Raw genomic sequence first — 11,717 nt, forward strand, 5'->3', positions numbered from 1 at the left:
CGCCACAGCCACTCACTACAACGGCCATGACTAGCGAAAATGCCACTGCCACAAGGGTTTTCATTCGGCGCCGAGTGTTTCGTGCAGATCCGGCGCGATTTCTGACCGGATCTCCGACCACGGGATCGTCACCGGCACAAAGTCTCCGGCGGCGTGCGAGACAGATATGTACACGCGTAACCCGTCGACGGTCGGCACCCACTCGGGGACTGTTGCGATCGACAGTGAACGGCTAAGGCGTCCGGTCCGATCGTGTGCGGCCGCGAGTTGGGCGAGTCGGGATTTGGCTCCGGCGGGGTCGCTGAACAATTCGTCGCGTTGAATCGGCCGTGCCCGAGCCACATCGACGACGACGGTGCTCAACCCGAAATTGGGATGCGCGGTCCCCTTCGTGTACCAGAGGTAGATGGACACACCGGCGATAACGCGATCGGTGATCGTCGCGACCCGCGTGGACTCGGTCGAGCCGAGATCGCTGTCTTGGATCGTGGTGACCGCACGACTTTTGGCCAATCCTGATACGAAATCATGGGATACAGCCGTGGCGGATTGATTGAAGAGAGCGGCGATTCGCGGGTTTCCGCCCGAAACCTGCGGCACCGAGACGTCGTATCGAGCGTTGCCAATCGAGCCGGCGCGGCGGATCACGCCGGGCCGGTAGCCAGCGGTGTTGCTGGTCGATTGGGCGACCGAACTCGACGCCGACGATGATGCATAGACCGATGTCGTACGAGGTGCTGTCGAAGTCGACGTAGGTCCCGCAGGATCTCCGGTGCATGACGTGAGCCCGAGGGCGCCCGCGATCATGAGTCCGACCAGCAAGTGAGCGCGCGGCCGATTCCGTTCCACCCCTACCAACATGGCGGCGAGCATAACAGTCTCGCCGCCATGTAATTCACTATTGCGAATGCGGGATCAAGCGCGCTTTTGCCGGATCGCTTCGAATACCGATGGATCGACCAGGGTCGAAGTGTCGCCCAGGTCCCGACCTTCGGCGACGTCCTTGAGGAGGCGTCGCATGATCTTGCCCGAGCGAGTCTTGGGCAGCTCCGGCACGACGTTAATCTCGCGCGGCTTGGCGATCGGCGAAATTTCTACGGAGACTTGTTCTCGCAACTCGGCGACCAGCGCATCGCCCGAATTCTCGACGCCTTCGCGCAGAATGACGAATGCGACGATGCCCTGACCGGTGGTCTCGTCGGCGGCACCGATGACCGCGGCCTCGGCGACGCCGGAATGCCCGACTAGCGCCGACTCCACTTCGGCCGTGGAGATGCGGTGGCCGGAAACATTCATAACGTCATCGACTCGGCCGAGAACCCAGAGCGCGCCGTCGTCGTCATAGCGGGCGCCATCACCGGCGAAGTACCAGCCTTGCGCGGCGAACCGCGACCAGTAGGTCTCGATGAAGCGCTCGTCGTCACCCCAGATGCCGAGCAGCATTGATGGCCACGGTTGATCGAGGACCAGGTAGCCCTGCTCCCCGTGGCTTACCGGGTTGGCGTCGTCGTCAACGATATTCGCGGAGATACCGGGTAGCGGTTTCATCGCGGCACCCGGTTTGGCGTCGGTAACCCCGGGCAACGGAGAAATCATGATCGATCCCGTTTCGGTCTGCCACCACGTGTCGACGATCGGCGCAGTGCCACCGCCGATGACATCGCGATACCAGCGCCACGCTTCGGGGTTGATCGGCTCGCCGACCGAGCCGAGCAACCGAATCGACGTCAGATCGTGGGCGTCGGGAATGTCGCGGCCCCACTTCATGAAGGTGCGGATCAACGTCGGGGCCATGTAATAGATTGTGACGCCGTACTTTTCGACGATCTGGAAATGTCGATGTTCATTCGGAGTGTTGGGAGTGCCCTCGTAGACCACTTCTGTCGCGCCGTTGGAGAGCGGACCGTAGACGATATAGGAGTGGCCGGTGACCCAGCCGATGTCGGCGCCACACCAGAAGATGTCCCGACCTTCTTTATGGTCGAACACATTGTGGAAGGTGTAACTGGTCTGGGTGAGGTAACCACCCGACGAGTGGACGATGCCCTTGGGTTTGCCGGTGGTGCCGGAGGTATAGAGCAAGAACAACGGGTGATTGGAGTCAAAGGCTTGCGGCTCATGGTGATCCGACGATTCGCCGACGGTGTCCTCCCACCACACATCGCGACCGTCGACCCACGGCAGATCGGGATCGTGGTTGGTGCGACGGACCACCAACACATGTTCAACCGACGGCGCGGCATCATCGCCGGAGCCAAGTGCCTCGTCGACGTTGGTCTTCAGCTCGGCCGGCTTGCCGCGCCGATACTGACCGTCGGTCGTGATGACGAGCTTCGCGCTGGCGTCGTCGACGCGCGAGCGCAATGCGGCAGCGGAGAATCCGGCGAAGACCACCGAGTGAGTCAGGCCGAGGCGCGCGCAAGCGAGCATCGAGATCAATGCTTCGGGGACCATCGGCATGTAGATGGCGACCCGGTCGCCGGCTTGCAACCCGATGGCGGTGAAATAGTTGGCCGCCCGGCTGACCTCGGCGAGTAGCTCGCGGTAGGTGATATCTCGGGAGTCACCCGGCTCGCCGACCCAGTGGATTGCCACCCGGTCACCCTTACCCGCGGCGACGTGGCGATCAACGCAATTGACCGACACATTGAGTTTGCCGCCGACGAACCAGTTGGCGAAGGGCGCGTTCGACCAATCGAGGACCTGCTCGAAGTCGGTATCCCAATCCAGTCGACGTGCTTGCTCGGCCCAGAATTCCAGCCGATCGGCGTCGGCCCGGTCGTAGAGCGCCGCGGTGGCGTTGGCCTGTGCGGCGAATTCTGGCGAAGGTGGGTAGACGTCGGGTGAAGCAGACATTGCAGGCTGGGCCTTTCGGAGATCGGTGGGGCACGGTGAGCGGCGGTACCTGGTGGTGTGAACGCAAGCCACCATCGACGCACACTGTGAGAGTAGTCACTGGCGGATGCCGGTGCATCGAGTTAGGTGCGTAGCCACGGCCAGATGGCGGTCGTGCATGGCAAACCGTCGAGGTCACGCGACGAGCAGTCACCAAACCCACCCGAGTGGACAGTATTGGAAACTATCCACTGCCCGCCCGTCGGTACCCTGACCAACTGTGTCCTCCGACAACTCCCGTCGCTCCGCTCGCCCGGACAACTCCCGTCGCTCCGCTCGCCCGGACAACTCCCGTCGCTCCGCTCGCCCGGACCCGCTGGGTCCCCTGGCCGACCTACCCGACGTCGCCGAAGCGGCCAACCGCGCACGTGATGCGCTCAGTGCGGTTCATCGACATCCGGTGAACTTGCGCGGCTGGGTGAAAACTTCCACCGAGGCGTCGTGGCGCGGGGGTCGCTCGTCGGCGGCGATCGACGGGGGCAGTGTCGAACTGCGCCGCGACGGTGACTTCGACGACCCAATTCTCGCTGGCGCGATGCGCGTGGCACAGGCACTCGACGGTGATGCGCTCGAGTCGCTCACCACCGTCTTCCGGCGTGCGCCGATGCAAGCACTCGCCCGGCTCCACATGCTGGCCGCGGCCGATTTGGTCGACGATGCCGATCAACTCGGCCGGCCGCGCGAGGATGCCGGGGTCGGCGAGCGGTTAGAGTTGCTCGGCCAATTGATCACCGGCGGAACATCGGTCGCGGCACCGGTACTGGCCGCCGTGGTGCATGGCGAGTTGCTGTCGCTTGCGCCCTTTGGTGAGGCAAATGGCGTGGTGGCGCGCGCAGCGTCGAGGCTGGTGTGTGTGTCGTCTGGCCTCGACCCACACAATCTCGGCGTGCCAGAGGTGACTTGGTTCAAGAGTGTTGTCGAATATCATTCTGCCGCAACAGATTTCGCGGCAGGTACGCCCGAGGGGCTGCGACGTTGGATCTTGCTGACGTGCCAGGCGCTCGAGGCGGGTGCCGTCGAAGCCGGTTCGATCGCCGATGCCGCGCGAGGCTAGGCGAATCTTTCCCTGCAACACACTGCGGGCGACGTTCTGGTGAACCAGATCGCCGCCCGCGTAGCACGGACTCAAGTTACCAAGCGTGCTTGGTGGGTTGTGGGTATCGCCTCGGCGAGGGAGAACGAGTCGATGTCGACCTCGACCGCAGTTTCGCAGGCGCACAACGCTTTTGCCTTTTTGCGGCGTGCCCCGCGTGGGTGCTTGCCGCCCGTGCTGGGAAGTGCTCGGTGAGGGAGTGCGACCCTTCTCTTCCGGATCGGACTTGGCCTGCCGAGATTTCCGTAACACCTTTGTACACCGTGAGGCAGGTCACATCAAGCGTTGCGGATAACGAGTTTCCTACGCTAGTTCGCGCCGTCGCCACCAGCCGTAATAGACCCATGCACTCAGCGCGGCGACGCTGATCCCGGTGGCTGCGGACGCCGCCGCGATCGCAGTCCGGTGCTCGCGCAGACGACCGCTAAGTGCCACCGGACGATCGAAAGTGAGAATTGGCCAGCCGCGATCGACGGCCTCTTTTCGTAGGCCGCGGTCGGGGTTCACCGCCGTCGGCTGGCCGACTGCTTCGAGCATCGGCAAATCGGTAATCGAGTCGGAATATGCGTAACAGGCCGACAGGTCATAACCCGCCGACTCGGCTAGCTCGTCCATCGCGACTGCTTTGGCGTCGCCGTAGCAGTAAAACTCCAGTTCACCGGCATAGTGTCCGTCGACCACTTTCATGCGGCTCGCGCGCACGGCGTCGACACCAAGCATCTGGCCGATCGGCTCGACCATCTCTATCCCCGATGCCGAAATCAGCACCACATCGTGGCCCTGCGCGTGATGCCACGCGATCAGCTCAGCGGCCTCGGCGAAGACGATTGGTTCGACGATGTCGTGAAGAGTTTCCGAGACAATCGCGGTGATCTGCTCGACATCCCAGCCCCGACACATGTCGGTGACATGTGCTCGCAGCCGTTCGACTTGGTCATGATCGGCGGCGGTTAATAAGAACATCAGTTGTGCGTACGTGGATTTGAGCACCGACCGTCGATTGATCAGTCCCTCGGCGTAGAACGGGCGAGTGAACGCGAGGGCGCTCGAACGGGCGATGACGGTCTTGTCGAGGTCGAAGAAGGCGGCGATACGCGGCGCGCCCCAGGGCGCCGACTCGTTGGTCACCTGGTCAGCGTACGTCCAGTGAGACGTCGGCGCGCCATTTCCAACCGCGAGAATCAGTCAAGGTTGGTTGTAGTTGCAGTCATTCTCTGGGCGTGTGTATAGTCTTGGTTACCCGGTCTTCACCGGGGCCTTTCAGCCCGACCCCCCGGGGCTGAAACGCGATGACCCCGGCCTCCTCCCCCCCTGGCCGGGGTCGTCCCCTTTCTATGGCCTGCTTGGACTTGCAGTCTCAGTTGAGACGGATTCTCCATTCTGTCCGCATTTCACAACGCATCCGGTTAGCGTCACCAACGTCGGTGAACGTCAAGGAGCGTCTTGTTATGAACTACATCTCCAATCCGCGGGCGCTGTCCGTGATAGTCCTCGCGGCAGTGGTCGCCATGCTTCTCGGTGGGGCAGCTCAAGCGGGCGCGGCACCATCGAAGAAGCTCCCGGAGAATTACAACTTCTTCGCTGGCATTCCATACGAACTCGCTCACCCGGGCGGATCACTTCCGGGGTCCAACGACTACTCCTGCAAGCCCACGTCCGCACATCCGCGTCCGGTGATTCTGGTGCATGGCACTGGTGGATCGCAGACGACGAATTGGGGCGCGTATGTGCCGATGTTGGCCAATCGCGGGTACTGCGTCTTCGCATTGACCTACGGGGCCATAGCCGGTTTACCGTGGCCCGCGACAGCCGTGGGCGGGATGGGATCGATCCCCGCGTCGGCCGCGCAACTGAAGCGATTCATCACCCGGGTGCTTACCGCTACGGGTGCGAAAACCGTTGACATCGTTGGACATTCACAGGGAACCTACATGCCGAGCTACTATCTCAAGAAGCTGGGCGGGGCAAAGTTCGTGACCAAATATGTGTCGCTCGCCCCGCTGTGGCGCGGTACCGGCGGTGACCTATTGGCGCCAGTCGGGCGATTTATGGGACGACTGACGGGTACCGACGGATGGCTGCCGGTCTGCACGGCGTGTTCGCAGATGACGCCGGGATCGAGGACCAACGACGTCATCTGGGCGGGCGGTTCGCCCTATGTGAAAGGTATCGACTACACCAATATCTCCACCCGCTACGACGAATTGGTCCTGCCCTATACGAGCGGGCAAGTACCCGGACGTCGGGGCGAGTCGGTGCGCAATGTCGTCGTACAGGACTCCTGCGCAAGCGATTACAGCGATCATCTCGCGATCGCCGGTTCGCGGCGTGCGGCGTATCTGGTGCTCAACGCGCTTGATCCGGCGCATCCGGTCCCGGTGCCGTGCGGCGTGGTGCCGCCGTTCACGGGATAGGAGAAATCCACAGCTAAGCCTGTTCTCCACAGACCGGCGGCCCAAAAGTGCTTGTGCGGCAATAGTTGAACTTTCACCCTCGACACTGGGGTGATGAACGACGACCTGCTGGCCCTGGTTTCCGACGATTTACGTGACACTGTCGCGCAATGCGCGGCGGCAGCCGGGTATCGGTTGATCAGTGCCGATCCCGCATCGTGTGGACGGGTGTGGCGATCGAGCCGGGTAGTCGTGGTCGATCCGCCGAATATCCTTGCACTGGAAGAGTATTCGCTGCCAAGGCGAGAAAACGTGGTGTTGGTCGCCCGAATGGCCGAGCCGGCGGACGTATGGCGAGCCGGCGTAGGGGTAGGCATCGGTGCGGCATTTGAGCTACCCACTGACGAAGCGGCGCTAGTGCGCTATCTGACCGACGGACGGTCGCCCAGGGGGCTGTCGGGCGGGGCGGTCGCGCTCGTAGGCGGGCACGGCGGAGCGGGTGCGACGGTACTCGCCGCGGCGAGTGCGCTGGTGGCCCGCGCGCATCGCCACACGCTGCTCGTCGACGCCAATGAGCTGGGCGCTGGAATTGACCTGACTCTTGGAGTCGAAAACGCCGATGGCTTGCGATGGCAGGACTTGACCGCGGCGACCGGCCAAATCGGAGCTGCCGCACTGCATGACGCGCTGCCATCGGCGGGGGAGCGGGTCTCGGTCCTTACTTCGCACCGGGATGATCCGCGCCCGATCCCGCCCGCGGCGTTGAGTGCCGTCATTGATGCCGGCAGGGCTGCCGGAGATATCGTCGTCGTCGACTTGCCGCGCGCGGATACCGAACTGACGAGGGCCGCCCTCTGTGCCGTGGATCTGGTCGTACTGGTGACCGGAGCCAGTGTCGTCGCGGTCGCTGCCGCAGGTGCCGTGCGCGCCCGGCTCCTCGGAACGGCACCCGCGGTCGAGCTCGCGGTACGGGGACCGACGATCGGCGGGTTGCGCGCGCAGGACGTGGCGCGAGCGCTAGATCTTCGACTCCTCGCCGCCTATCGGCCTGACCCGCGATTGCCCGTCCGGCTTGAAGCTGCTCCGCTCGCGCGGCTGATGCGAAAACCGTTGCGCCACGCCGCGAATAGTGTCGTTGACCGACTATTGAGAATACCGGGGTCGACCACATGACCGCCGCCGAACCACTGCTCACCGGTCGCGAGGATTTGCTCGAGCGGGTGCGTAATAGATTGGCGGCGGACCCGCAGACACCGACACCCGCACTCATCGCCGACGCGATACGGTCCGAGTCGCGTGGAATGCTCGGAGACACCGATCTACTTGCTGCACTGCGCTTTCTGCAGACCGAACTGGTTGGTGCGGGGCGGTTGGAGGAGTTGCTCGCCGAACCTGACATCGCCGACATACTCGTGGTCGGTCCGACTCGAGTGTGGGTGGATCGAGGTAGCGGTTTGCAGCGAGTCCCAATCGAATTCGACGATGAACCGTCGGTGCGTCGACTGGCGGCCCGGCTCGCGTTAGGCGCCGGAAAGCGGCTCGATGACGCGCAGCCGTGGGTCGACGGGCAACTCGTCGATGTCGGGCGGCGGGGATACACCGTCCGACTGCACGCGGTTATTCCGCCGATCGCGCCCGACGGTACCTGCCTGTCACTACGGGTACTTCGTTCGGCCACACAGGATCTCGGAGAACTGGTGCGTTGCGGCGCGGTGCCCCCCGAGGTGGTTGGACTGCTGCATCGCGTGTTGCGCGCCCGGCTAACGTTGCTGATCTCCGGAGGTACGGGCGCTGGTAAGACGACTTTGCTCAGTGCGTTGATCGGTGCCATAGATCCGAGTGAACGAGTGTTGTGCGTCGAGGACGCGCCAGAGCTCGCGCCAGCTCATCCGCATCTCGTCCGATTGGTGGCGAGGACGGCGAATGTCGAAGGCGTCGGGGAGATTCCGATGCGAGTGCTGGTTCGTCAGGCGCTTCGGATGCGGCCGGACCGCATCGTCGTCGGCGAGGTTCGCGGGGCGGAGGTTGTCGACCTGCTCAGCGCGCTCAACACGGGGCACGACGGCGGAGCGGGCACAGTCCACGCGAACTCGCCCGCCGAGGTGCCGGCCCGAATGGAAGCCCTTGCCGCACTTGGCGGAATGGACCGGATGGCATTGCATAGCCAGTTGGCAGCAGCCATACAGCTGGTCTGCGGCGTGACTCGTGGACGTGATGGCAGCAGGGGACTCTCCGAGATTGGCATGGTCCGGCGCGGTGCTGACGGACTTGTTGTGGTCCGATCAGTTTGGCGGCGAGAGAGCGGATTTACCGACCAGCGAGCGCTATTGGACGACGTGCTGGACCGGCGGTCGGTCCAATGATCGGCTGGTGGTGCGTGGTCGGCGCGCTGACGGTTGTGTGGTGGCCGGTGCCAAAGACGCGATACCGGTTGGCGAGTCTGGTGGGCAGTGATCGGCGCGGGTCGTCGAAGGGTGCGATGGCTGGCCTTACAGTCGTGACAATCGCGCTGGCCGCGATGCTCGAGGTTGCGGTTGTGCTCTGCGTGGCAATCTTGTTGACGTTGGCAATCTGGTTGCGACACAGGTCAGTTCGTCGACGTCGAGACGAACGGGAACGGGAGGCTCTTGCCACGGCATTGTCGGCGATAGCCGCAGAGCTTTCTATCGGGACACCGCCACCCGCGGCATTCGCCTCCGCCGGCCAGGAAGTAGAGGCGCAGTGCACGATCGTCGGTCACCGGCTGCGCACCGCCGCCGCGTGTGCCGCGCTCGGTGGATCTGTCCGAGATAGTGTTGGGCGGCAACGCAGTTCGACGGATCACGAATGGCGACGTATCGCCCTTGCCTGGGAGATCGCCCACGAGTTCGGCGTGCCGATCAAGGATCTACTCGAAGCTGTGCGCTCAGACCTTAACGCGCGCTGTGCTTTTGCCGCGCGTACCGCTGCGGGGCTCGCCGGTCCCCGCGCCACCGCTACAGTGCTGTCGTTGCTCCCGGTGTTGGGAATCGGTCTAGGACAGGCACTCGGCGCACAGCCGATTGGCATCCTATGTGGCGGCGGCATCGGCGGCGTACTGCTCGTCGTCGGTGTCGCGCTCGACGCTGTGGGCGTGTGGTGGTCGTTGCGTATCGCCGATCACGTTGTGGCACTGGGATCGAGCGAATAGCCAATGCTGATGATGGCTGCGGCAACCGCGATCGCACTCTTGATCTATCCATCGCCGCGCTGGTGGATTCACCGGGCTATCGGTTTTCGGCCCGTGGTTCGCGAGCCGAGATGGCTGGGCGTCGCGAGGACGCAGGTCGATCCGTTCGATGTCGCGGCCGCATACGACATCTTCGCGATATGCCTACGCGCGGGTCTGTCGGTGCGGGCCGCTGGTATGGCAGTGGTGCGTAGTTTGCCCGCGTCACTAGCCGAACCCCTAAGGCGTTCAGTCGACCTTCTCGGTCTGGGCGCGGATGCGGACCAAGCGTGGCGGACAGTGGGAGCGGAGGCTACCGAACTTGCCGAGCTGGCGGCTCTCGCGCGACGATCGGCCCGTGCCGGGGCGTCGATGTCGGAAGGGCTGACCGAACTGTCGAGGCAGGTACGAGACCGAGCAGGTGATGCCGCGGTGGCTGCGGCGGAGCGCGCGGGAGTGAAAATCAGTGGGCCACTGGGCCTTTGCTTTCTGCCGGCGTTCGTCTGTCTGGGCATAGCCCCGGTAGTCATCGGTTTGGCGGGGACGGTGCTGGGTGGTGGGTGAGTCAGGCCCGGTAACTCTCGCGGAATTGTTCCGGGGTCACGCCGGTCCGGCGTCGAAAGAACTTGGTGAAGTTCGCCGCGTCGTCGAATCCGAGACCGCGTGCGATGACCGCGACTCCAACCTCTTCATGAGTCAGGCGGCGCCGTGCCTCCAGCGCGACGCGGGCGTCGATGACGTCCTTGGGGACCGGCCGGTGTGATCGCGTACCAGGCGGCTCAGCGTGCGCGCCGAGCAGTGCAGGCGCCGTGCGTAACCTTCTACAGTTCGATCGGTTGCGAAATGTTCCTCGACCTCGTCGCGGAACTGTTCGAATCGATCATTCCTCGGCAGTCGGTTCGACGACGGGTCCGGGCTGGCTTGCGCCAGCATCAGTAGGCCCGCCGTCGCGAGATGAGTGAGGGTGGCCTCGCGTGCCGCGGAGAGGTCAGCCGCGTCGTCGGCGAAGGCCGCGAGCGAGTCGAAGACATGGCTCAGACCGGAATCGGTGGCGCCGCCGGGCCAATGCACTTGAGAGTACGCACCGAGTTGCCTGAGGAGCGCGTGGGTACTTGGTGACAGAGCGTCGCCATTGACCATGAGCAGGTATCCCTCTATGGCGCGGATATCGCCCCACCGTTGAACCTGTCCGGTGTGGACCCAGAGCACGTCGCCCGGGCCGAGCCGGTAGCGGGCGAAGTCCACCTCGTGGGTCGAGTTGCCGGTGTCGATGCGGAGGATGAGTTCAAATCCGAGGCGTTGTGTGCCAGTGAATTCGTTTGGGTCCGCGGATTCCGCGACGTCGGCGATTCGACGCAGCTCCACCGGCCCGACCGACTCCGAGGAGGGCGCGTAGCGGATATCTCGGATCACCGGTGGCTGATTTTGACCACTAATTGGCCCCATAACACCATGACCATAACTGATAGATTTCTTATTCTGACAAGTATGACTTCGCAAGCCGTCGTTTCCAAGACCCTCGTGCCCCGCATTGCGCTGTTGCTCGCGGCTGTGTCGGGTATCGCTGTACTCCTGCTCGCCGCATGCGGCTCCGACCCGGCCTCGGACACGCCGAGTAGTACGGCCGATGTCGCGCAGAACAACCGCACACTGATTGTCAATTTCTACAACCGATTCTTCAACGAGCATCAGGTTGATGAGGCCGCGACCGTCGTTGCCGACAACTATCGGCAGCACAACCCGAATGTGCCCGACGGCAAGGCGCCCTTCGTCTCCTACTTCAAGAAGTCCTTCGCAGACAATCCGGCGCAGCGATCGAAAATAGTGCGCAGCGCGACCGACGGGGATCTGGTGTACCTGCATGTGCACGCCACCGAGGGCCCTAATGATCGCGGCAGCGCGATAGTCGACATCTTCCGAATCAGCAACGGCAAAATCGTCGAGCATTGGGACGTCATCCAGCCAGTCCCCGAGAAGTCGGCGAACAACAACACGATGTTCTAGCCTGCTCCGCTGGTCGAGTGCCGTCGGGAGTAGGTGGTGAGGCCGGTGCCGCTCCTGCTGGTCGAGTGCCGTCGGGCGAAGTGGTGAGGCCGGTGCTCCGTCCCGCTGGTCGAGTGCCGACTGGCGAGCTTGCGAGCACGCCGGT

At 63.7% G+C, this 11,717-nt stretch carries 12 protein-coding genes; 7 read left to right on the top strand and 5 right to left on the bottom strand.

Translation table 11 applies throughout. From position 1 onward, the window contains the following. Positions 1-60 precede the first annotated feature (60 nt). Positions 61-861 (bottom strand): hypothetical protein, encoded by an 801-nt coding sequence (locus GOEFS_RS22500; protein WP_007318181.1) that lies wholly within the window; start codon positions 859-861, stop codon positions 61-63. Between the two features lie 54 nt (positions 862-915). Continuing rightward, positions 916-2,856 carry an acetate--CoA ligase gene (gene acs / locus GOEFS_RS12005; RefSeq protein ID WP_007318182.1) on the bottom strand — a complete coding sequence of 647 codons (1,941 nt, stop codon included), beginning with the start codon at positions 2,854-2,856 and terminating at the stop codon, positions 916-918. Between the two features lie 355 nt (positions 2,857-3,211). Here acs and GOEFS_RS12010 point away from each other — a divergent pair, with 355 nt between their 5' ends. After that, entirely contained in the window at positions 3,212-3,949 is a 738-nt protein-coding gene (locus tag GOEFS_RS12010; protein WP_040525019.1) for a hypothetical protein, read from the top strand. A gap of 342 nt (positions 3,950-4,291) precedes the next feature. On the opposite strand, the gene GOEFS_RS12015 is transcribed toward GOEFS_RS12010, so the two are convergent. Then, entirely contained in the window at positions 4,292-5,116 is an 825-nt protein-coding gene (locus tag GOEFS_RS12015) for an HAD family hydrolase (RefSeq protein WP_007318184.1), read from the bottom strand. 320 nt (positions 5,117-5,436) lie between these two features. Here GOEFS_RS12015 and GOEFS_RS12020 point away from each other — a divergent pair, with 320 nt between their 5' ends. From GOEFS_RS12020 to GOEFS_RS12040, 5 genes are all read left to right on the top strand, one after another. Then, positions 5,437-6,402, top strand: coding sequence for an esterase/lipase family protein (locus GOEFS_RS12020; protein WP_007318185.1), 966 nt, complete (start codon positions 5,437-5,439; stop codon positions 6,400-6,402). Between the two features lie 93 nt (positions 6,403-6,495). Further along, a complete protein-coding gene (gene ssd / locus GOEFS_RS12025) occupies positions 6,496-7,554 on the top strand; it encodes a septum site-determining protein Ssd (RefSeq protein WP_040525017.1) in 1,059 nt (352 codons plus the stop codon). After that, positions 7,551-8,744: a TadA family conjugal transfer-associated ATPase gene (locus GOEFS_RS12030; protein WP_007318187.1), complete on the top strand. Its 1,194-nt coding sequence runs from the start codon at positions 7,551-7,553 to the stop codon at positions 8,742-8,744. Before ssd ends, GOEFS_RS12030 begins: the two co-directional genes overlap by 4 nt. Then, on the top strand, positions 8,741-9,550 hold the full coding sequence (locus tag GOEFS_RS12035; protein WP_007318188.1) for a type II secretion system F family protein: 810 nt from the start codon (positions 8,741-8,743) through the stop codon (positions 9,548-9,550). The genes GOEFS_RS12030 and GOEFS_RS12035 overlap by 4 nt, the downstream gene beginning before the upstream one ends. Before the next feature lie 3 nt (positions 9,551-9,553). Next, the gene (locus GOEFS_RS12040) at positions 9,554-10,132 is read left to right on the top strand and encodes a type II secretion system F family protein (protein ID WP_007318189.1); all 579 of its coding nucleotides are present in this window, start codon (positions 9,554-9,556) and stop codon (positions 10,130-10,132) included. A gap of 1 nt (position 10,133) precedes the next feature. Here the strand turns inward: GOEFS_RS12040 and GOEFS_RS23975 are convergent, their stop codons facing one another. Both GOEFS_RS23975 and GOEFS_RS23820 read right to left on the bottom strand, forming a co-directional pair. Continuing rightward, on the bottom strand, positions 10,134-10,367 hold the full coding sequence (locus GOEFS_RS23975; RefSeq protein ID WP_373278205.1) for a helix-turn-helix domain-containing protein: 234 nt from the start codon (positions 10,365-10,367) through the stop codon (positions 10,134-10,136). Next, positions 10,265-10,981 carry a helix-turn-helix domain-containing protein gene (locus GOEFS_RS23820; RefSeq protein ID WP_007318190.1) on the bottom strand — a complete coding sequence of 239 codons (717 nt, stop codon included), beginning with the start codon at positions 10,979-10,981 and terminating at the stop codon, positions 10,265-10,267. Before GOEFS_RS23820 ends, GOEFS_RS23975 begins: the two co-directional genes overlap by 103 nt. 75 nt (positions 10,982-11,056) lie before the next feature. Here GOEFS_RS23820 and GOEFS_RS12050 point away from each other — a divergent pair, with 75 nt between their 5' ends. Beyond that, on the top strand, positions 11,057-11,572 hold the full coding sequence (locus tag GOEFS_RS12050; RefSeq protein WP_007318191.1) for a nuclear transport factor 2 family protein: 516 nt from the start codon (positions 11,057-11,059) through the stop codon (positions 11,570-11,572). The last annotated feature ends 145 nt before the right edge of the window (positions 11,573-11,717 follow it).

Origin of the sequence: Gordonia effusa NBRC 100432 (assembly GCF_000241305.1) — a bacterium.
Classification (GTDB): domain Bacteria; phylum Actinomycetota; class Actinomycetes; order Mycobacteriales; family Mycobacteriaceae; genus Gordonia; species Gordonia effusa.